The organism is Sphingomonas sp. FW306-1B-B10E (assembly GCF_058782005.1).
Genome location: NZ_JBYSXG010000008.1, coordinates 51,770 through 71,953 on the forward strand (window position 1 = coordinate 51,770; position 20,184 = coordinate 71,953).

Consider the following 20,184-nt stretch of genomic DNA (forward strand, 5'->3'; position numbering starts at 1 on the left):
TACGCGCGTCGTGACGGCAGGCTATGCCTCGATCGAGCGCAAGATCGCGGAGGAATGCGTGTCGAGATTCGCCCTGTTGCTTGGTCTCGGCTTGCTCGCGACTCCGGTCGCCGCGCAGGACATGCCGACCGTCCTCCCGCAAAACTATGTCCTCTCGGACATCCTCAACCGCCAGCGGATCGATGCGGCGATCGGTACGCCGGCCAGCCCGCGCCGCCCGGCGAGCAAGCCCGCGGCCCGGCCGTCCGCGCCCGTGCCGACCACGCGCTATCGCCCGTCGCCGGATGTCAGCCTTCGAGTCCGCAAACAGTTCATCGGGTGGATGGGAACCACCATAGGTGCCGCCGACGCCGGCAAGCTCGGCGCGGCGCTGGAGCGCGGCAACCCGGTGCAGAGCTGGTCGAAGATCGTCGCGAGCGACGGCCTGCACACCGACGATCTCGCGGATTCGCTGACCGGCTATTGGGTGCTCAACTGGGCGATGGCGAATGGCGCCGACAATAATCGCAGCCAGGCGCTGGCGGTGCGGCGACAGGTCGAGGGGATTCTTGGCGCCAACCCGAGGCTGGCCGGGCAGAGCGAAGGGCAGCGCCAGGAAATGTCGGAGATATTCATCCTCAACTTCCTGATCCAGCACGCCGTCTATGTCGACGCGATGCAGCGCGGCGATCGCGACACGATGCGCCGGCTGGGCGACGCCGCGGTCGCGCGATTTCGCAGCGAGATGGGAGTCGACCTGCGCAAGCTCCGCCTGACCGATGCGGGGTTCGTTCCGCTTTGAGATGGCGGTAGCGCCGCCGACGCGAGATACGTCGGCAGCGCCTCCACCTCAGCCGGCCATCGACGCGATGTCGATGACGAAGCGGTACTTCACGTCGCTGCGCAGCATCCGCTCATAGGCTTCGTCGATCTGCTGGGCGCGGATCATCTCGATCTCCGAGACGATGCCGTGCTCGGCGCAGAAATCGAGCATCTCCTGCGTCTCGGCGATTCCGCCGATCAGCGAGCCGGCGATCGCGCGACGACGGAAGATCAGCGCCGACACGTCCGGGGTCGGATGCGCATGCTCGGGAACGCCGACCAGGGTCAGCGTGCCGTCGCGCTTTAGCAAGGCCGTGAACGCGTCGAGATTGTGGCTCGCGGCGACGGTGTCGAGGATGAAGTCGAAGCTGTTGGCATGCGTCGCCATCTCGTCCGGGTTGCGCGACACCACGACCTCGTCGGCGCCAAGCGCGCGCGCATCCGCGCGCTTGCTCTCCGAGGTGGTGAAGGCGACGACATGCGCGCCCAGCGCATGCGCGAGCTTGACGCCCATATGGCCGAGCCCGCCGATCCCGACCACGCCGACCTTCTTGCCCGGGCCGACATTCCAGTGGCGCAGCGGCGACCAGGTCGTGATCCCGGCGCAGAGCAGGGGTGCGACCGCGGCAAGCTGCGCCTCGTCATGGCCGATCTTGAGCACGAACTTGTCGCTGACGACGATCTGCTGCGAATAGCCGCCGAGCGTGTGGCCTGGCGCGTCCGGGGTCGGCGCGTTGTAGGTGCCGGTAAAGCCGTTCTCGCAATATTGCTCGAGGCCCTCGCCGCACGAGGCGCAATGCTGGCAGCTGTCGACCATGCAGCCGACCCCGACCAGGTCGCCGACCGCGAACTTGGTCACTGCGTCGCCGACCGCGCTGACCTTGCCGACGATCTCGTGGCCGGGGACGCACGGATAGATCGTGCCGCCCCATTCCGAGCGGACCTGGTGGAGGTCGGAGTGGCAGACGCCGCAGAAGGCGATGTCGATCTGGACGTCGTGCGCACCGGGGGCGCGGCGCTCGATCTCGATCGCTTCGAGCGGCTTGTCGGCGGCATAGGCGCCATAGGCGATAACAGTCATCAATCTTCCTTCTGGTGAGTTCAGCGTCCGGTGGTGGCGAGCAGTTGCGGCGGGTAGCGCTCGCCCTCGACGTCGATATGGGTCAGCGCCTCGCGGATCTCCGCCAGGTCGGCCGGGGTGAGCTCGACCTGCGCCGCGGCGATATTCTCCTCGAGCCGGTGGAGCTTGGTGGTGCCGGGGATCGGCACGATCCACGGCCTCTGCGCGAGCAGCCAGCCGAGCGCGATCTGCGCCGGGGTAGCCTGCTTGGCGTCGGCGATGCGCTTGAGCAGGTCGATCAGCGCCTGGTTCTTCTCCATCGCCTCGGGGGTGAAGCGCGGCAGCAGCGCGCGGAAATCGCCCTCGCCGAGCTTGGTGTCCTTGCCCATCGCGCCCGTAAGGAAGCCCTTGCCGAGCGGACTGTACGGCACCAGCCCGATCCCGAGTTCCTCGCACGCATCGAGGATGCCGTTGGTCTCGGGCCCGCGCGTCCACAGCGAATATTCGTTCTGGAGCGTGGTCACCGGCTGCACCGCATGCGCCTTGCGCACCGTCGCGGCGCCCGGCTCGGACAGGCCGAAATGCTTGACCTTGCCCGCGGCGATAAGCTCCTTCACTGCGCCCGCGACCTCCTCGATCGGCACGTCGGGATCGACGCGGTGTTGATAGAACAAGTCGATCTGCTCGACCCCGAGCCGCTGCAGCGATGCGTCCGCTACCGCGCGAATATTGTCGGGCCGGCTGTTGAGGCCCTGCTGCTTGCCGTCGACGATGTTGAACCCGAACTTGGTCGCGATCACCACCTGGTCGCGCATCGGGCGCAGCGCCTCGCCGACCATTTCCTCATTGGTGAAGGGGCCATAGACCTCGGCAGTGTCGAAGAAGGTAACGCCGCGCTCGACCGCCTGGCGGATCAGCGCGACCCCATCCGCCTTGCTGACCTTGGTCGCATAGCCGAAGTCGAGCCCCATGCAGCCGAAGCCGATCGCCGAGACTTCGAGACCCTTGCCTAGAATACGCGTCTGCATCGTCATTGCTCCTGTGCCGCACCGGCGAGATATTGCTCGTCGGTGACATGTTCCATCCACTCGACCATCTTGCCGTCCAGGCTCTCCTGGATCGCGATGTGCGTCATTGCCGTGGTCGGCGAGGCGCCGTGCCAGTGCCGGTGGCCGGGCGGACACCAGAGGACGTCGCCAGCGCGGATCTCGACGATCGACTCGCCTTCGCACTGCGTCCAGCCCATGCCCGCGGTGACGACGAGCGTCTGCCCCAGCGGGTGCGTGTGCCATGCGGTGCGGGCGCCGGGCTCGAAGGTCACGCTCGCCACGCCGACCCGGGCCGGGGCGGGGGCAGCGTTGAGCGGGTCGATGCGGACGTCGCCGGTGAACCAGTCCGCCGGCCCCTGTTGCGAGGGCTGCGATCCGCTGCGTAGTATCTTCATTGCCTGCACTTTCGTGGCTGCCAGGCTGCACAGATAGCCATGGCCGACACCGTCGATTAGCGCCTATGGTCTCCATGTGGTCGTGAACGGGATTCATCAATGAACCGGCAGCAGCTGGCCGAGCTATCGGCCTTCCTGGTGGTCGCGCGCGAGCGCAGCTTCACGCGCGCCGCGGCGCAACTGGGCGTGACGCCTTCGGCGCTCAGCCACAGCATGCGTGCGCTTGAGGAGCGGCTCGGGCTGCGGCTGCTCAACCGCACCACGCGCAGCGTAACGCCGACCGAGGCGGGCGAGAAATTGCTGCTGTCGCTGGGGCCGCGCTTCGACGAGATCGAGGCCGAGGTCGCCGAGCTGAGCGCGCTACGTGACAAGCCCGGCGGCAAGGTGCGAATCAGCGCCGACGAGCATTCGATGCGGATGGTGTTGTGGCCCGCGCTCAGGCCTGTGCTGCGCGACTATCCGGATATCCAGGTCGAGATTGTCACCGATTATACGCTGACCGACATCGTCGCAGAGCGTTTCGATGCGGGCGTGCGTTTCGGCGAGATCATCGCGAAGGACATGATCGCAGTGCCGATCGGCCCCGACGCACGCATGCTGGCGGTGGCGTCACCCGCTTATTTCGCCGCGCGCGGGCGGCCGCAGACGCTCGAGGAGCTCACTGGCCATGCCTGCATCAATTTGCGGCTGCCGACTTACGGCGGGCTCTATGCCTGGGAATTCGAGCAGGACGGACGCGAGCGGCGCGTGCGTGTCGACGGCCAATTGACCTTCTCTTCGGTCTTCCCGGTGATGCAGGCTGCGATCGACGGGTTCGGGATCGGCTACCTGCCGCAGTCTTTGGTCCAACGCCATCTCGACAGCGGGGCGCTCCAGGCGGTGCTGACCGAATGGTCGCCGCCCTTCCCGGGCTATCATCTCTATTATCCGAGCCGGCGGCAGCCGACTCCGGCTTTCTCGCTAATCGTCGAAGGCCTGCGCTACCGCGGATAGCGCAGGCCTGCGCCCATATCAGCCCCGCGTGCCGCGGAAAGTGTTGAGCAGCGCCATCGCGGCGATGCCGACGAACGCGGCGCTGGTCCAGGGACGCGCCTTGGCGAAGCTCTTGGCCTTTTCGGTCAGCGGCGCGTCGCCGGAGAAATGTGTGCGGAAAGCATCGGTGAGAGCGGTCTTGCTGTTGGTCTGCGCTGCTTCTTGGTCGGCCATAACACCTCCATAGGACGCGGGACTGCGTCGGTTCGGGTCGGTAACGCACCAGTCGCGCGGCAGTGCCGCCGTCGATCGCGCGGGTTTGATGAGCGAAGCTCAAGACTTTATGCAATATTCGCACGGTGCCGAAACCGTGGAAGCTGCGTTAAACTGGCCAGCGCGGCCGCGCATATGCGGGAAGGAGCGGATCATGCCTCGATTTCCTGAGTTGGAACTATCCCGGCGCGGCGTGCTCGCCGCCGGTGCCGCATCGGCGGTGGTCGCGGCGACGCCCGAAACCGCAGCAGAGGGAAATTCGTCCATGCCTGGCCCCGCGCCGATGCCCGTCCGTTTCGAGGTGAATGGCGAGCCCCGGCAATTGTCGCTCGATCCGCGCACCACCTTGCTCGATGCGCTGCGCGAGCATCTGCACCTGACCGGCACCAAGAAGGGCTGCGATCACGGCCAGTGCGGCGCGTGCACGGTGCTAGTCGACGGGGTGCGGATCAATTCGTGCCTGAGCCTCGCAGTGATGCACGAAGGCGACAAGATCACGACGATCGAGGGCCTCGGCACGCCCGATCGGCTGCATCCGATGCAGGCGGCGTTCGTCAAGCATGACGGCTATCAATGCGGCTATTGCACGCCGGGGCAGATCTGCTCGGCAGTGGCGGTGCTCGATGAGATCAAGCGCGGCGTGCCGAGCCATGTCTCGGCGAAGCTGACCGACAAGCCCCGCGTCACCAATGCCGAGATGCGCGAGCGGATGAGCGGCAACATCTGCCGCTGCGGCGCCTATTCGAACATTGCCGAGGCGATGGCCGAAGTCGCAGGAGCCAAGGCATGAGGGCATTCACCTACGAGCGTGCAGCATCGGCGGCCGACGCTGCGACCAAAGCGGCGTCGCTGCAGGGCGCGCGGTTCATCGCCGGCGGCACCAATCTGCTCGACCTGATGAAACTCGAGATCGAGACGCCGACCCACCTGATCGACGTCAACGGCCTCGGCTTCGACAAGATCGAAAAGACCAGCGATGGCGGGCTGCGCATCGGCGCGCTGGTGCGCAATACAGAGCTCGCTGCCGATATGCGCGTGCGCAAGCATTATGGGGTGCTGAGCCGCGCGCTGCTCGCCGGCGCATCGGGCCAGCTGCGCAACAAGGCGACGACGGCAGGCAATCTGCTCCAGCGTACGCGTTGCCCCTATTTCTACGACACCAACCAGCCCTGCAACAAGCGCAAGCCCGGCAGCGGCTGCGGTGCGATCGGCGGGTATAGTCGCCAGCTCGCGGTTGTCGGGAGCAGCGAGGCGTGCATCGCGACGCATCCATCCGACATGGCGGTGGCGATGCGCGTGCTCGACGCGCAGGTTGAGACAATCAATGCCGCGGGCGAGACCCGCGCAATCCCGATCACGGAGTTCCACCGCTTGCCGGGCGACACGCCGCACATCGACACGGTGCTCGCGGCCGGCGAGCTGATCACTTCGGTGACGCTGCCCAAGCCGCTCGGCGGGGTGCACCTGTACGAAAAGGTGCGCGACCGCGCTTCCTATGCGTTCGCTTTGGTCTCGGTCGCGGCGGTGATCCATAAGGATGGGACCGGACGGGTCGCGCTGGGCGGTGTCGCGCACAAGCCGTGGCGGGTCGAGGCGGCAGAGGCGGCGATGCCGCAGGGCGCCCCGGCCGTGGCTCGGCAGTTGCTCGCCGGGGCGCGGCCGACCGAGGACAATGCCTTCAAGGTGCCGCTGGTCCAACGGACCTTGGCGGCGGTGATGCGCGAAGCGAGGACGACATGAAGTTCGACACACCTGCGGGCACCAACCCGATCGACCGGATGAAGGTGGTCGGCAAGCCGCTCGATCGCATCGATGGTCCGCTCAAGACCACCGGCACCGCGCCGTACGCGTACGAGCATCACCGCGAGCCGGCGAACGCGGCATACGGCTATATCCTCGGCGCGGCGATCGCCAGGGGACGGATCCGATCGATCGACCTCGCCCAGGCCAAGGCGGCACCGGGCGTGATCGCGATCGTCACCGCCGACAATGCCGGCAAGCTCGGCAAGGGCAAGTTCAACACCGCCAAATTGCTGGCCGGTCCCGAGGTCGATCACTACCATCAGGCAGTCGCGATCGTCGTCGCCGAAACGTTCGAAGAGGCGCGCGCCGCCGCCAGCCTCGTCCGCGTCGACTACACCCGGGCCAAAGGGCACTTCGATCTCGACGAGGAGCTCAAGACCGCACCCCTTACCGGCGGCTCGAGCGATGAAGGGAGCTCGGCCCCCAAGATCGACCGCGTCGGCAAGTTCGATGAGGCCTTCGCCGCCGCGCCGGTCAAGCTCGACGCCGTCTATTCGACGCCCGATCAGAGCCATGCGATGATGGAGCCGCACGCTTCGATCGCGGCATGGGACGGCGACGCCCTCAGTATCTGGACGTCCAACCAGATGGTCGATTGGGGACGCGGCGACCTCGCGAAGACGCTCGGCATGCCCAAGGATAAGATCCGGCTGATGTCGCCTTATGTCGGCGGCGGGTTCGGCGGGAAGCTGTTCCTGCGCGCCGACGCGCTGATGGCGGCATTGGGGGCGCGGGCGGCGGGCCGGCCGGTCAAGGTCGCGCTCCAACGTCCGTTGGTCATGAACAACACGACGCACCGCCCGGCGACCCGCCAACATATCCGCATCGGCGCGACCTCCGACGGCACGATCACTGCGATCGCGCACGAGAGCGGCTCGGGCGACCAGCCTGAGGGCAGCCCGGAGACCGCGGTCAACCAGACCAAGTTGCTCTATGCCGGCCCCAACCGGATGATCGCGATGCGGCTGGCAGTGCTCGACTTGCCCGAAGGCAATGCAATGCGCGCGCCCGGCGAGGCGCCCGGGATGATGGCGCTCGAGATCGCGATGGACGAGATGGCCGAGAAGCTCGGCATGGATCCGATTGCCTTTCGCGCGAAGAACGACACCCAGGTCGATCCTGAAAAGCCCGAACGCCGCTTCTCCGAGCGCAATCTCATCCGCTGCATGGAGGAAGGCGCGGCGCATTTCGGTTGGGCGAAGCGCAATCCTAAGCCGGCGCAGGTGCGCGACGGGCGCTGGCTGGTGGGCATGGGAATGGCAGCGGCGTTCCGCAACCATATCAACATGCCCTCGGGCGCGCGCGTCCGGCTCGAGCGCGACGGCAGCGTCACCGTCGAGACCGACATGACCGATATCGGCACCGGCAGCTACACGATCATCGCGCAGACCGCCGCCGAAATGATGGGCCTGCCGATCGAGCGCGTTGCAGTGAAGCTGGGCGATTCGAGCTTTCCGATATCCGCGGGCTCGGGCGGGCAGTTCGGCGCGCCGAATTCGACTGGCGGCGTCTATGCCGCCTGCCTCAAGCTGCGCGACGCTGTCGCCGAGCGTCTGGGCTACGATCCGGCCGCCACGATGTTCGAGGAGGGGCGGGTTCGCGCAGGCAACCGTTCGGCGGCGCTCGCCGATGTCGCACAGGACGGCGTGCTCACGGGCGAGGACAAGATCGAATTCGGCGACCTCGGGAAGAAATTCCAGCAATCGACCTTCGGCGCGCATTTCGCCGAGGTCGGGGTCGACGCCTATACCGGCGTGATCCGCGTTCGACGCATGCTCGCGGTCTGCGCGGCGGGGCGCATCCTGAACCCCAAATCGGCACGCAGCCAGGTGATCGGCGCGATGACGATGGGGGTCGGCGGCGCGCTGATGGAAGAGCTCGCGGTCGACAAGAGGTTCGGCTTCTTCGTCAATCACGATCTCGCGGGCTACGAAGTCCCGGTCCATGCCGACATCCCGCACCAGCAGGTCTTCTTCCTCGACGAGGCCGACGCCACCGCGTCGCCGATGAAGGCGAAGGGGATCGGCGAACTTGGGCTGTGCGGCGTCGGCGCGGCCGTCGCCAATGCAGTTTACAATGCCACCGGGGTGCGCGTTCGCGACTATCCGATCACGCTCGAAAAGCATCTCGATCGATTGCCCGAGATCGCCTGACCGGCGCGGCCGCGTCGCGGCGCCGGCCCGGTTGCTAGAGCGCGGAAACCAGTCAGAGCGTTGCGCGGGTGACGCATAGCCTCAAGCTATGGCCTCTCGGGGAGGCGCGAAAATCTGCAACGCGTCCGTCATCGACGCGCAGCAACCGCGACGCCGAAGCGTCACGCGTCGATCCTAAGCGCGCCCCGAACCGCACAAAGCGGTGCTCGTTGCCGGGGAAATCATCATGCAAGTCGCTCGCTCCATCCGCATCGCCGCCGCGGCGCTGCTCGTCAGTTGCAGCACCCATGCGCTCGCCCAGACCGCCGCCGATCCCGCGCCCACAGAGGCGGAAGCGACCGGCGAAGAAGTCATCGTCACCGGGCGCGCCGGTGCGGGCGAGCGGACCAAGACCGAGACCAGCTATGCGATCACCACGATCGACAATGACCTGCTGCGCAGCCGCGCACCGTCGAGCGTCACCGAGACGCTCAAATCGGTCCCCGGCTTCTGGGTCGAAGCGTCGGGCGGCGAAGGCAGCGGCAACGTCCGCGCGCGCGGTATCCCGGTCGACGGTTTCGGTTCGATCAACCTGCTCGAGGACGGGCTGCCGGTGCAGCACGATCCGGCGCTCGGCTATCTCAACGCCGACCAGGCGTTCCGGGTCGACGAATCGATCGAGCGGATCGAAGTGGTGCGCGGCGGGCCGTCGTCGGTATTCTATTCGAACGCGCCGGGCGGCGTGGTCAACTTCATCACCCGCAAGCCGGGCGACCGCGTGTCGGGCAACGCGCGGCTGCTCTATGGGCCGACCGCCGAGCTCTACCGCTTCGACGGTTGGGTCGGCGTGCCGGTGGCAGAAGGCTGGGGTGTGGGCGTCGGCGGCTTCTACCGCAACGAGCAGGGCGTGCGCGATCCGGGCTTCACCGGGAATAAAGGCGGCCAGGTCCGTGCCGACCTGCACGGCGATTGGGGCACCGGCAACACCACGCTCAGCTACAAGCACCTTGCCGACAATGCGATTTTCTACACCGGCATCCCGCTGACCAAGGACAGCGAAGGCGACATTGTCGGCCTGCCTGGCTTCGATCCGCATTACGGAACGACGGCGAGCGAGCAACTGCGCCGGATGACGCTCAAGAGCGCGACCGGCCCGGTCGATTTCCGCGAGGACCAGGGCACCCGCATCCGGCTCGACCAACTGAGCTGGCTGACCGACTGGGAAATCGGCGACGGCTGGAAGCTCAGCCACAAGCTGCGTTATCGCGACTCCAACACGGTGCGAAACGGCGTGTATCCGGCGTCGGTGAGCACGGCGACGGCACTCCTCAACACCTATCGTCCTCAGCTCCTCGCTGCCTATCCGGGCGCGGCGTCGGTCCAGCTGCGCTATGTCGACAACGGCCAAGCGTTCGACGTCGCCGGCCAGAATGGCAATGGCGACGTGTTCATCAACGCCGCGCGCCCGGTGACGGTCGACGAGAGCGAATTGCTCAACGATTTCCGCGTGGCGCACCGCTTCGAGCTGGCAGGCACGCACGATTTCGCGGTCGGCGTCTATTACGCCTATATCAAGGAGACCTTCCGCCGATATTCGGCTTCGACGATCCAGGACGTGTCGAACAATTCCCGGCTGCTCGACCTCGTCGCGCTGAACGGCGCCGGCGCGGTGGTCGGCGCGCTGACCGAGGGCGGCGTGGCGCGCTACGGTTCGGAATTCGCCGACGGCTACGGTTCGCAGAACACGGTGGCGCTCTATGCCTCGGACGAGTGGACGATCGCGCCGGGGTTCCGGATCGACGGCGGGGTGCGTTTCGAGAAGATCGCGACGCGCGGCGCGCAGGAAGGCAGCCGCACGGTCAATCTCGGTAACGCCGCGACCCTGGCCGACGACCAGGTGCTGACCGGCAACGGCGTGTTCGTGCCCTATAGCCGCAATTTCGACCGGGTCGGCTGGACCTTGGGCGCCGACTGGCAATTCGCCGACAAGGCCGGCATCTTCGCGCGCTACACCTCGGCGTTCCGAATGCCGAGCGTCGGCAGCTTCATCACTAGCGCGACCGCGACGCCGGTGATCCAGGGGATTGAGATGTGGGAGGCGGGCGCGAAATACGCCTCGCCGCTGGTCAGCCTCTATGCGACGGCGTTCCTGACCGATTTCGACTCCTATTCGATCGGCAACACGCAGTTCAATCCGGCAACCAACGGCTATACCCAGCAGACCGTCTACACCGACACGCGTGCCTATGGTGTCGAGTTCGAGGGGACGATCCGGCCGGCGACGTTCTTCGACTTCACGCTCAACGCGACGTGGCAGGAGCCGACCTTCCGCAACCTCAAATATAACGAGCTGTCGGGAACCACGCTGATCCCGCGTGATTACAGCGGCAATCAGCTGCTCCGCGTCCCCAAGCTGGCGTTGCGCGCGACCCCGGCGGTCAATCTGTTCGACAACCGTTTCCGCGCCCAGCTCGACGTCGAGCACTATAGCAAGCGCTACGCCGACGCGGCCAACACCTCCGAACTGCCGGCCTATACCGTGCTCAATGCGAGCGTGCGGCTGGGGGTGACCGACCAGATCAGCCTGTGGGCCTATGGCGACAACCTCACCAATACGATCGGGCTGACCGAAGGCAATCCGCGCGCCGGCGAGCTGACCAGCGGGCAGGCCAACGACCTGCTGTTCATCGGCCGGCCGATCCTCGGGCGCAACTTCCGCTTCGCGGTGGACTTCAAGTTCTGATGCGGTGGCTTGCTCCTGCGCTGCTCGTCGCGCTGGCTCCCGCGGCGGCAGCGCAGGAGCGGACGCCGGAGATCGTCCTAACCGGCACGATCACCGGCGCCGATCACGAACAGTACAAGCCGCTGCCGTTCGACGTTCCGGCGGGGACGACGCGGATCACCGTGACGCTGCGCTACGACAAGGCGAACAAGACCGTGGTCGATCTCGGGCTGTGGGATCCGGAACGCTTTCGCGGTTGGAGCGGCGGCGCGCGCGACCGGTTCACCGTGAGTGCGAGCGACGCGACGCCCGGATATCTTCCCGGCGCGCTGCCGGCGGGCAAGTGGCGCGTGATGCTCGGCATCCCTAGCGCGCGGCGAGACGGCCGGGCGGCGTATCGCGTCACCGTCGCGTTCGATCGGTCGGAACAGCGCGACGCAAGTGCCGCGATCGCCGAACCGGCGCTCGTCGATGCGCCGGGCTGGTATCGCGGCGACCTCCACATGCACGACGCGCACAGCGACGGCAGCTGCGCCAGCCAGACGGGCAAACGCGTGCCCTGTCCGCTGTTCCGCACGGTCGAAAATGCCGCGGCGTCGGGGCTCGATTTCATTGCGGTGACCGACCACAACACGACCGCGCACTTCGGCGAACTGCGCGCGCTCCAGCCATATTACGACAAGCTACTGCTCATCCCCGGCATCGAGATCACCACGTTCGGCGGACACGCCAATATCTTCGGTCCGCGCGGCTTCGTCGACTTCCGCGTCGGAAGCGATGCGGTCCCTAACATTCGTGCGCTCCAGAATGGCGTAGCGGCGGCGGGGGCGATCCTGTCGATCAACCATCCCGCGCTGCCCTCGGGCGAGGCTTGCATGGGCTGTGGCTGGGTCTGGCCCGACACCGACTGGTCGCGCGTCGCGGCAATCGAGGCGGTCAATGCCAACACTGCGGAGGGGCCGCTGGCGGGGATTGGCTTCTGGTACGCGCGGCTAAACGAAGGCCATCGGCTGACCGGCGTCGCGGGCAGCGACAGCCACGATCCCGACGCGCCCGACGGTAAGGCGCCGGTCGGGCGGCCGACCACCGTCGTCCACGCTGCGCGACTATCGCAGGCGGGCATTCTCGACGGAATCGTCGCGGGCAATGTCTTTATCGACGTGGCGGGCAAAAGCGGGCGGCTGCTCGAAGTCGAAGCTTTCGCGCGCGGGCGTAGTGTCGCAATGGGAGGCGAGATCGCGTCGGCGCGCGGCATTGTCGTGCGCGCGCGCGTCGTAGGCACCGCCGGCGCCTTAGCCGAGCTGGTGGTCAATGGCGCGGTGGTCCAGCGGCGCAGCGTTGAGTCGGCTGACGCGCGGATCGCGTTCCGCCTCGATGCGCGCAACTGCGGCTGGGCAGCGGTGAACGTCCGTGATGCGGGCGGGCATCCGCTGCTGATCGGCAATCCGATCTACCTGACCTGCCGCTGATCGCGGCTGGGGGACGGTTCCTCAGTGCGACCCAGTCTCCATGTTAGTGGACGGGTTGGCGCCAGTATCTAAAGTGAGCTGATGTCTGCGGTGATTAATGCGGTCCTGGCTTTTATGCGCACGCGGTGGCTGGCCGGGCGGCTGAAGACGCGGGACGATGTGCGCCGGTGGCAGGCGAAAAGGCTTGGCAGTTGGTTGCAGACGGCCGTTCCGCGGGTCGACGCGTTTGCGGGAAATACGATTGCCCGCCTCGAGGACTTGTCGCCGATCGACAAGACAATCCTGACCGCAGATTTCGCCGCGTATAATCGCCCTCGCATCACCGCGGACGAAGTGCGCGCTGCGATCGATGCGGGCAAGGACCGCGTCCGCGATTATCCGATCGGGCAGAGCACCGGGACCAGTGGCAATCGCGGCTATTACGTCATCAGCGATGCCGAGCGTTTCGTCTGGCTCGGCACGATCCTCGCCAAGGCGCTGCCCGATGTCCTGTGGCGGCGGCATCGCGTCGCGCTAGCGCTGCCCGGCTTCTCGACTCTCTATCGTTCGGCCGAGCGCGGGCGACGGATCGCCTTGCGCTTCTTTGATCTCGGACTCGGGGTCGATGCCTGGGCCGACGAACTCGCCGCTTTCGTCCCCGATACGATCGTCGCGCCGCCCAAGGTGCTGCGCCGACTCGCCGAAAGCGGGCGGTTGACTGCGCGACACATTTTCAGCGGTGCCGAGGTGCTCGATCCGTTGGACCGCGCGGTGATCGAGGCGGCGACCGGCGCCAAGGTGCGCGAGATCTATATGGCGACCGAAGGGCTGTTCGGCGTCGGTTGTCCGCACGGTACGCTGCATCTCGCCGAGGATGCCGTAAAGTTCGAATGGCAGCGATCGGGCGAGAGCGGGCTGATGAGCCCGTGGATCACCGATTTCACCCGCCGGACACAGATCATGGCGCGTTACCGCATGAACGACCTGCTCGTCCTTTCCGACGAACGCTGCCGGTGCGGCTCACCGCTGCAGGCCGTCGCCCGAATCGAGGGACGGCAGGACGACGTGTTTGAGTTGCAAGACGCTGATGGGCAATGGCGCATGATCACGCCGGACGTGCTGCGCAACGCGGTGGTCGACGCCGACCGGGCGATCGCCGACTTCCGCATCGTGCAGACCGCGGCGGACCAGGTGATGGTCACGCTGGATGCAACGCTGCCGGGGGAGTGCGATGCGCGAGTGATGGCGTCGCTGCATGCCCTGTTCGACCGTGCAGGCGTCGTTTCACCGGCCCTCACCGTCACGCGCGGGCTGAGCGTCGATTTCGACCGCAAGCTGCGCCGCGTCCGCCGCGACTGGCGTCAGAGGTAGAGCATGGTTTCGCGCCGCTCGACCGGCTGCGGCTTGCCATGAGCCAACCGCCACACCGTTGGTCCGAGCAGGTCGGCGGGGCCGATTGCGAAGTCGACCTTGTCCCAAGCCTCCAGCGCTTCGACCTGGTCCGCCAGCACGCGCTGGTCCTGGCGCAGCAGCGGCAGGTTGAACGCCTTGAGCACCCAGCGCTTGAGCCAGGCCGGCGCGACGCCCTTGCGCGTCGCGAACAGCGCATAGGGGCGCACCAGATCCCTGTCCTCCGGCACGAAGATCGCAGTCAGCGAAACGGTCAGCCCGCGCGCGGTGCGAAACTCGAGCTGGCCGATCGTCGGCGGGAAATAGCGTCCTATCGATACCGTCCGCCTGCCTTCCAGGAGACGCGGCATGATTCCCTGCGCGCGGGCATTCTCGTGATAGACTGCCTCGGCGCCGTCTGGGCCCAGCGATACCTCCACCCGCATCGCGCGCCGCCGGCCGGTGCCGCGCAAGAACCAGGGATGGACATAATGCGGGTGCGACGCATCGAGCATGTTCTCGATCCCGTCGAGCAGCCGCATCCGGCTCGGCGCCACCAGCCAGCGGAAATGATCCAGGGTCGGATCGTCGAGCAAAGCGGGAAGGCGTGGGAAGGGCGGTGGCGTCTCGGCCAGGCAGGTCCAGACCAGCCCAGCGCGCACCTCGATCGGCAAGGTCCGTACCGCGGCGTCGGGCACCGCGTCCGAGCCAGGCACCTCGACGCACCGGCCCCCCGCATCGAAGCGCCAGCCATGATAGGGGCAAACGATCGTCCCGGCGCGCACGCGCCCGTCGGAGAGCTTCAGCGCGCGATGCGGGCAGCGATCGAGCATCCCGACGGGCTTGCCGTCGCTCAGGAACAGCACGATCGGGGTCCCCATCAGCCGCCGCGCCACCGGCTTGCCGCCCAAGGCATCGAGCGCCGCCAGCGGGTGCCAGCCCTGCGCGATCGCGATTGGCCAGGCGTCGCTCATAATCCCCGCTTCTTCATCATCGGAACCGCCAGCCGGTCGAGCACCAGCGCCATAAAGCCCACCACGATACGCCGGCGCCAGGGCAGATGGCCGGCAGCGACTGCCATATATTCGATCACGCCGGTCGCGCCGCGATTGCGCTTGAACTGCGCCGCACCGGCCGAGCCGTTGAGTCGCACGCCGCGCTCCTCCGCAAGTGTGGTGAACAGCAGGGTGGCGATGCGATAGAGTCCTTCGGACTGTGGGCGGGCAGTGTCGTAGCCCACGACGGGCGGAGTGAGCACATCGCCGCGGATCAGCGAACCCGCCACCGCCAGCAGGGTGCCCGCCGCATCGCGCGCGCCGCGATAGCGCAGCGTGCGGGTGCGCCAGGTCATGAGCACGTATGCAGGCGAAAAGACCGGATTGAGCGGCGAATATTTGCCGACATAGAGCAGATGGTAGAGCTCGGCGATCCGCTCGGCATCGGCTTGTGTCATCGCCTCGAACGCGTCGATCGTCAGGTCGCTGCGGGCGAGCATTTTAAAGTCGTCGCGCGTGTCGCGGCGGCGCCGCCAATCCTTCGCAAGGTTGCCGGTGACCCAGATCTGCCGGCTCGGGAGCAACCGCCAGCCGCCTTTTTGGGCCGCATTGAGCAATGCCGGTGACGACCAGGGATCTACCGAGCGGATCGCGATGGCATGGCCGGGGAACCGATCGACCAGGAACGCGCGGATGGCGGGCAAGTCATCTCCCGGCCAGTCGCCATGCAAATTGGTCGACAACAGCCAATTGTCGACATGGACGACGCGGTTGACCTTACCCCAGCGCAGCAGGCGGTCCGCCATCGCGATCAGCACGCGCAGCACCGGACGCAGCCGGCCGGTATCGACCAAGTCGAGTTCTGCGCGCGCGTAGAGGATATAGGCGCTGTGTGGCAGGCAGACATAGCTGCCGCCGACTTCCCCGTCATTGACCGTCACGGGATAGACGCGATCGCCGGAGCGCAGCGCGAGCCAGCGAGTGACGACATTCGGAATCATCGCGGTCGCGCCGGCCTGTGCGATTCCCTCGATATAGGCGCGGGAATCGCAGGTGGCGGGCCAAGCGCCTGGCGGCGGATCCTGCGGGTCGAAGAGCATCATGCGATCGGCTCGCCATTCCATTCGATGTCGTCGGTCGTCGCGCCCGCCGCGCTGCGCCGAGAGGCGACAGCGCGGACCGCGAACCGCCCGGCGTCGAACAGCGCCCCGACGATCGGGCCGCGGTCGCCCGGCCGCCCGACCGCGTCGTGCCCGCGCCGGAAGTCGTCGACCAGCGTGCCCAGCCGTCCGCTCCCGATCGCGGCAGGCACGCCTAGCAACGCCATTGCCGGGCCGAGATAGCCGAGCTTCTCGTCAGCATGCGCCTCGCCCTCGTCGAGCATGGCGCGGGCGAGTTCGGCGCGCGCGCCGAACAGATGCAAACCGCTGACCGCGCGGGGATTGCACTCGATCGGCACTACTGTGCCATCCGCGGCGACGATCAGGTCGAGAGACAAATGCCCGCTGAGCCCGTTCGCCCCCGCGATTGTGCGGGCGATGGCGATGCCGGCGGGACACTCGACCGCCTCGAACGCGTAAGCGGCGGCCTTGCGGTGCCGCCAGACCGGACGATAAACGACCGAAGCGACCAGCCGTCCGGCGCGCGCGAACGACCACAGGCACAATTCCTCGCCGGCAATAAAGCGTTGTGCCGCCCAGGAGCGTGCCGGCGTAGGCGCGATCGCGGCCAGTTGCGCGGGCGTAGGGCGGATCAGCGTGTGCGTCGCGAAGCGCGAATATTCGGGCTTCAATACTAAGTCCTTCGCATCGACTGGCAGCGCGTCGAGCTCGGCGCGGGTCTTAATCGGCCAGGTCTCGGGCGCGGCCATACCCAGCGCGCGTACGTGATCGACGAATGCGATCTTTGAATGCAGCGTGCGCAGGGCATCCAGCGGCGGGGCCAGCACGCGGTCGCCAAGACCGGCAGCGGCGACGTAGAACACTTCCTCGCAGGTCGGGATGATCGCGATCGGGTTGAGCCTGGCGACAAGGCCCCGCAACCCGGTCGCGAACGCCGCAAAGTCGGCTCGCGGCGAGGATAGTCGATGGGTCGCGGTCACGACGCGCGACAGCCGCGCTGCCCAGCCGGTCACGGAATCCGCGAGATGGACCTCGTATCCTGCGGCCGCGAACGATCGCGCGAGATCGACCGCGACCGGCGCGCGCGCGCCGGTTAGGAGAATGGTGCTCACGCCTCGGCTTCGGCAGCGCGCTCAGGGCAATGCGCGGGGGTCAGCCGGATCGCTGGGTTGCGCCGCCACAAAGCGTGCAGTCTGGCCAGCGTGTCCTCGACCCGTTTGGCATGGCCGAGTAGGCTGGTGGTCAGACGCGGCGGCGGCATATTGCGGCGGATCGCGTCGCTCGACCAGGCGGCGTCCGCCACCAGGAAATGTTCGCCGTGCCGAGCATCCGCGACGACCATGCCCCAATGGCCGGGGCAGTGGCCGGGCAGCTCGACTGCGAGCAGGCTGCCATCGCCGAGGATGTCGGCACCGTCGATGAAAGGCTGGAGTGCGCCCGGCAGGGCCGTGCGCGGCGCATCCTCGAAGAAGCGCGCGCGCACCGCGATGTCGGTGGGAAGCAGGGCGGGTAGCACGCCGCCCATCAGCGCCTTGATTCGTCCGCTCGAGCATGCCGCGTCAAGCCCCGCTCGCGCGCAGTGGATCGCCGCATTCGGAAACGCATGCGCACCCGCGATGTGATCGGCATGGAAGTGGGACAGGATAAGGTGGCGGACATCGGCGGGCGCGAAGCCGAAGCGCTGCAATTGGCTCGCCACATCTGCCTCGGGCGCGAGCGTCGCGGGAGTCAGCCAGCGATAGAAACGTTCGGGGAAGGGGTGGGTCGCGGCGAAGAACGCTGGGTCGTAGCCGGTGTCGAAGACGATCGGCCCCTCGACAGGATGAACGATCAGCACCGACAGCGCGGGAAAGGTCGTCGGTCGCCAGCTGCCGTCGCGGATCGTTGCGCGCTGGGGGTGGACGCAGTGTCCGGCGCGGATCAGCCTGAGGTCGACCTCACGCATCGGCCGGCTCCGGCAGGGCATATTCGATCATGTCCTCGACGCGGTACCGTGGTGCCCAGCCGACCAAGTCGCGCGCGCGGTCGAGCCGCATCGTCTGCGAGAAGCCGAAGGTCATCACGCTATAGCGCGTCACCGGCGGTTCGGGCCTGCCGGGAAGCGCTGCGGCTACCCGCTCCATCATGCTCGCTATCGTCATGGCGAAACCTGTCGGCACCGTCACAAACCGCGGTACGCGCCCGATCCGCGCGAACAAGAGGCCGAGCAATTCGTGGACCGGGCGGGGATCACCGCCTGACAGGTTGATCGCCAGCCCGCCCGCCGCAGCGAGATGCCGGTCGGCAGCGATGAACGCGGCCGCGGCGTCGCGCACGTCGGTTGGCTCGATCAGCGCGGCACCGCCGCCCGGCAGTGGAAACCGCCCGCGCCGGGCAGCTCGCAGGACGCGCGGAAGCAGTACGCTGTCGTGCGGCCCGACGATGGCGCGCGGACGGAGCGCGACGGTGCGGAAACCCGGCGCGTCGGCGGCAAGGACCAGCCGTTCTGCGGCATATTTGGTCGCGGCATAGGTATTGGCGAAGCGCGCGGCGACGGGGCTGTCCTCGGTCAGTCCGATGCGATTGCGCGGCTCGGCATAGACGGAGGGCGTCGAGGCATAGATCATCCCGTCGCACCCCGCCGCGCGTGCCGCCGCAAGCAGCCGCTCGGTCGCCTCGATGTTGATCGCCCTAAAGGCAGCGGCCGATCCCCATGGCGACGACAAAGCTGCGAGGTGGAATACGATGTCCACGCCGGAGACCAGGGACGCTAGCGAACCGGTCGTCAAATCGGCACGCGCGAATTCGGTTTGCAATTGCGCCCCGATGGTGGAATCGCGCCCGGTCGCACGCACGCGATATCCCGAAGCGAGCAACTGCGAGACCAGCTCGCGGCCGAACCCGCCGGTTGCGCCGGTCACGAGCGCGACACGGCTCACCAGCGGATCACCGCGCCGCCCAGCGAAACGCCGGCCGAGGTGCCGATCAGCAGCGTGGTGCTGTCCGGCGCGGTCAGGCCGCGGGTCCGGGCGACATGGAGCGCGTGCGGCATGCCCGCAGCAATCTGGTTGCCATGGTCACGGAAGATGTCGAGCGTCTTGGCATGGCCATCGGGCACCGATCGCTTGAGATGCTCGATCGCCGCAGCGCTTGCCTGGTGCGGCACGATCGTATCGAGCGCCTCCATGGCGACTCCGCTCTCGGAGACCAAATCGCGAAGGAAGCGCGGAAAGCGCTTGGCGGTCGCTGCGAACAGGGCAGGGCCGTCCATTCGAAACTTCGCAGCCGCCAGGAAGGCGTCGAGATCCGCGTCGGGGCGCATCCGGGTACCGCCCGATTCCAGCCGGCACAGGTCCGCGTCATTGCCATAGGTTGCCAGCCGGCAGGCGAGCAGACGGCTGGAGCCATCGGCTTCGATCGCCATTGCTGCGGCGCCATCTCCGAAGATCGCTGACGCTTCGGGCCGGCTGAAGTCGAGCGCTGCAGAAGCGAGGTCGACCGATACGATCAGTCCGCGGCGCCACTTGCCGACCGCCATCCCGGTCAGCAGCGTGTCCAGTGCCACGATAAAGGACAGACAGGTCGCATTGACGTCGAACGCCGGGGCCCCGCTCGCGCCGATGCCGAGCCGGCGCTGGATCAGCGGCGCATTGCCGGGAATCGGCTGCTCCATCACGCCGCACGCCGAAATAATCACGTCGATGTCGCGGGCATTCCAGCGCGCCGAGGCCAAAGCCGCCAGCCCTGCCGCGGCGCCGAGCGAAGAGCTGGTTTCGTCGCCGCGCGCCCAATAGCGCGTCGCGATCGCGAAATTGGTCTCTGTCCAGCCAGCCTCCCGGCCGACCAACGCGTCAATCTCGGTCGACGGAATAGCGGTCTTCGGCAGGGCGATGCCGCTGCCCGCTACCCGAAACCTGATACCGCGATTCGCATTCATAGCATCGTATTGAACACTGATCATTTTTTTGTAAAGCCGGTCGTTCGAATATCGAAGACAAGCGTGTAGACCGTCGCGAGTATTATTGTCTCGCGACGGCGTATGGAG

The 20,184-nt window shown here is 67.1% G+C and carries 18 protein-coding genes; 8 read left to right on the plus strand and 10 right to left on the minus strand.

Features of this window, described 5'->3' with window-relative positions; all coding sequences use genetic code 11:
* Window positions 1–10: 10 nt before the first annotated feature.
* Complete coding sequence (locus AC3WJI_RS04935) at window positions 11–781, plus strand: DUF6683 family protein (RefSeq protein WP_492756135.1); 771 nt, start codon at window positions 11–13, stop codon at window positions 779–781.
* Window positions 782–829: 48 nt separating this feature from the next.
* Here the strand turns inward: AC3WJI_RS04935 and AC3WJI_RS04940 are convergent, their stop codons facing one another.
* The 3 genes from AC3WJI_RS04940 to AC3WJI_RS04950 are packed head-to-tail and all read right to left on the minus strand — an operon-like array spanning window position 830 to window position 3,305.
* Window positions 830–1,882, minus strand: a complete 1,053-nt coding sequence (locus tag AC3WJI_RS04940) for an NAD(P)-dependent alcohol dehydrogenase (RefSeq protein WP_492756136.1) — start codon at window positions 1,880–1,882, stop codon at window positions 830–832.
* Window positions 1,883–1,902: 20 nt separating this feature from the next.
* Entirely contained in the window at window positions 1,903–2,889 is a 987-nt protein-coding gene (locus AC3WJI_RS04945; RefSeq protein ID WP_492756137.1) for an aldo/keto reductase, read from the minus strand.
* Between the two features lie 2 nt (window positions 2,890–2,891).
* Window positions 2,892–3,305 carry a (R)-mandelonitrile lyase gene (locus tag AC3WJI_RS04950; RefSeq protein WP_492756138.1) on the minus strand — a complete coding sequence of 138 codons (414 nt, stop codon included), beginning with the start codon at window positions 3,303–3,305 and terminating at the stop codon, window positions 2,892–2,894.
* Between the two features lie 99 nt (window positions 3,306–3,404).
* On the opposite strand from AC3WJI_RS04950, the gene AC3WJI_RS04955 reads away from it, so the two are divergent.
* On the plus strand, window positions 3,405–4,298 hold the full coding sequence (locus AC3WJI_RS04955; RefSeq protein WP_492756139.1) for a LysR family transcriptional regulator: 894 nt from the start codon (window positions 3,405–3,407) through the stop codon (window positions 4,296–4,298).
* 18 nt (window positions 4,299–4,316) lie between these two features.
* Here AC3WJI_RS04955 and AC3WJI_RS04960 read toward each other — a convergent pair whose 3' ends face one another.
* Entirely contained in the window at window positions 4,317–4,511 is a 195-nt protein-coding gene (locus tag AC3WJI_RS04960; RefSeq protein WP_492756140.1) for a hypothetical protein, read from the minus strand.
* 193 nt (window positions 4,512–4,704) lie between these two features.
* Here AC3WJI_RS04960 and paoA point away from each other — a divergent pair, with 193 nt between their 5' ends.
* From paoA to AC3WJI_RS04990, 6 genes are all read left to right on the plus strand, one after another.
* Window positions 4,705–5,340, plus strand: a complete 636-nt coding sequence (paoA, locus tag AC3WJI_RS04965) for an aldehyde dehydrogenase iron-sulfur subunit PaoA (protein WP_492756141.1) — start codon at window positions 4,705–4,707, stop codon at window positions 5,338–5,340.
* Window positions 5,337–6,290 carry an FAD binding domain-containing protein gene (locus AC3WJI_RS04970; RefSeq protein WP_492756142.1) on the plus strand — a complete coding sequence of 318 codons (954 nt, stop codon included), beginning with the start codon at window positions 5,337–5,339 and terminating at the stop codon, window positions 6,288–6,290. The genes paoA and AC3WJI_RS04970 overlap by 4 nt, the downstream gene beginning before the upstream one ends.
* Complete coding sequence (gene paoC, locus AC3WJI_RS04975; protein WP_492756143.1) at window positions 6,287–8,506, plus strand: aldehyde oxidoreductase molybdenum-binding subunit PaoC; 2,220 nt, start codon at window positions 6,287–6,289, stop codon at window positions 8,504–8,506. The genes AC3WJI_RS04970 and paoC overlap by 4 nt, the downstream gene beginning before the upstream one ends.
* Before the next feature lie 226 nt (window positions 8,507–8,732).
* Entirely contained in the window at window positions 8,733–11,228 is a 2,496-nt protein-coding gene (locus AC3WJI_RS04980) for a TonB-dependent receptor (RefSeq protein ID WP_492756144.1), read from the plus strand.
* Window positions 11,228–12,676, plus strand: coding sequence for a CehA/McbA family metallohydrolase (locus AC3WJI_RS04985; protein ID WP_492756145.1), 1,449 nt, complete (start codon window positions 11,228–11,230; stop codon window positions 12,674–12,676). Before AC3WJI_RS04980 ends, AC3WJI_RS04985 begins: the two co-directional genes overlap by 1 nt.
* A gap of 81 nt (window positions 12,677–12,757) precedes the next feature.
* Entirely contained in the window at window positions 12,758–14,026 is a 1,269-nt protein-coding gene (locus AC3WJI_RS04990; protein ID WP_492756146.1) for a F390 synthetase-related protein, read from the plus strand.
* Here the strand turns inward: AC3WJI_RS04990 and AC3WJI_RS04995 are convergent.
* Genes AC3WJI_RS04995 through AC3WJI_RS05020 form a run of 6 tightly spaced genes read right to left on the minus strand, consistent with a single transcriptional unit; the run spans window position 14,017 to window position 20,076 of the window.
* The gene (locus AC3WJI_RS04995) at window positions 14,017–15,018 is read right to left on the minus strand and encodes a Rieske 2Fe-2S domain-containing protein (protein WP_492756147.1); all 1,002 of its coding nucleotides are present in this window, start codon (window positions 15,016–15,018) and stop codon (window positions 14,017–14,019) included. The genes AC3WJI_RS04990 and AC3WJI_RS04995 overlap by 10 nt on opposite strands.
* Entirely contained in the window at window positions 15,015–16,142 is a 1,128-nt protein-coding gene (locus AC3WJI_RS05000) for a hypothetical protein (protein ID WP_492756148.1), read from the minus strand. Before AC3WJI_RS05000 ends, AC3WJI_RS04995 begins: the two co-directional genes overlap by 4 nt.
* Window positions 16,139–17,272 (minus strand): ATP-grasp domain-containing protein, encoded by a 1,134-nt coding sequence (locus AC3WJI_RS05005; protein WP_492756149.1) that lies wholly within the window; start codon window positions 17,270–17,272, stop codon window positions 16,139–16,141. Before AC3WJI_RS05005 ends, AC3WJI_RS05000 begins: the two co-directional genes overlap by 4 nt.
* Window positions 17,269–18,105, minus strand: a complete 837-nt coding sequence (locus AC3WJI_RS05010) for an MBL fold metallo-hydrolase (protein ID WP_492756150.1) — start codon at window positions 18,103–18,105, stop codon at window positions 17,269–17,271. The genes AC3WJI_RS05005 and AC3WJI_RS05010 overlap by 4 nt, the downstream gene beginning before the upstream one ends.
* Window positions 18,098–19,078, minus strand: a complete 981-nt coding sequence (locus AC3WJI_RS05015; RefSeq protein WP_492756151.1) for an NAD-dependent epimerase/dehydratase family protein — start codon at window positions 19,076–19,078, stop codon at window positions 18,098–18,100. The genes AC3WJI_RS05010 and AC3WJI_RS05015 overlap by 8 nt, the downstream gene beginning before the upstream one ends.
* The gene (locus AC3WJI_RS05020) at window positions 19,075–20,076 is read right to left on the minus strand and encodes a 3-oxoacyl-[acyl-carrier-protein] synthase III C-terminal domain-containing protein (protein WP_492756152.1); all 1,002 of its coding nucleotides are present in this window, start codon (window positions 20,074–20,076) and stop codon (window positions 19,075–19,077) included. The genes AC3WJI_RS05015 and AC3WJI_RS05020 overlap by 4 nt, the downstream gene beginning before the upstream one ends.
* Between the last annotated feature and the right edge of the window lie 108 nt (window positions 20,077–20,184).

Coding starts and splice junctions, on each gene's coding strand:
- AC3WJI_RS04995 (WP_492756147.1), bottom strand. CDS start 15,018: ATGAGCGACGCCTGGCCAATCGCGATCGCGCAGGGCTGGCACCCGCTG.
- AC3WJI_RS04940 (WP_492756136.1), bottom strand. CDS start 1,882: ATGACTGTTATCGCCTATGGCGCCTATGCCGCCGACAAGCCGCTCGAA.
- AC3WJI_RS05010 (WP_492756150.1), bottom strand. CDS start 18,105: ATGCGTGAGGTCGACCTCAGGCTGATCCGCGCCGGACACTGCGTCCAC.
- AC3WJI_RS04970 (WP_492756142.1), top strand. CDS start 5,337: ATGAGGGCATTCACCTACGAGCGTGCAGCATCGGCGGCCGACGCTGCG.
- AC3WJI_RS04945 (WP_492756137.1), bottom strand. CDS start 2,889: ATGCAGACGCGTATTCTAGGCAAGGGTCTCGAAGTCTCGGCGATCGGC.
- AC3WJI_RS05020 (WP_492756152.1), bottom strand. CDS start 20,076: ATGAATGCGAATCGCGGTATCAGGTTTCGGGTAGCGGGCAGCGGCATC.
- AC3WJI_RS04955 (WP_492756139.1), top strand. CDS start 3,405: ATGAACCGGCAGCAGCTGGCCGAGCTATCGGCCTTCCTGGTGGTCGCG.
- AC3WJI_RS04980 (WP_492756144.1), top strand. CDS start 8,733: ATGCAAGTCGCTCGCTCCATCCGCATCGCCGCCGCGGCGCTGCTCGTC.
- paoA (WP_492756141.1), top strand. CDS start 4,705: ATGCCTCGATTTCCTGAGTTGGAACTATCCCGGCGCGGCGTGCTCGCC.
- AC3WJI_RS04950 (WP_492756138.1), bottom strand. CDS start 3,305: ATGAAGATACTACGCAGCGGATCGCAGCCCTCGCAACAGGGGCCGGCG.
- AC3WJI_RS04960 (WP_492756140.1), bottom strand. CDS start 4,511: ATGGCCGACCAAGAAGCAGCGCAGACCAACAGCAAGACCGCTCTCACC.
- AC3WJI_RS05000 (WP_492756148.1), bottom strand. CDS start 16,142: ATGATGCTCTTCGACCCGCAGGATCCGCCGCCAGGCGCTTGGCCCGCC.
- paoC (WP_492756143.1), top strand. CDS start 6,287: ATGAAGTTCGACACACCTGCGGGCACCAACCCGATCGACCGGATGAAG.
- AC3WJI_RS04985 (WP_492756145.1), top strand. CDS start 11,228: ATGCGGTGGCTTGCTCCTGCGCTGCTCGTCGCGCTGGCTCCCGCGGCG.
- AC3WJI_RS04990 (WP_492756146.1), top strand. CDS start 12,758: ATGTCTGCGGTGATTAATGCGGTCCTGGCTTTTATGCGCACGCGGTGG.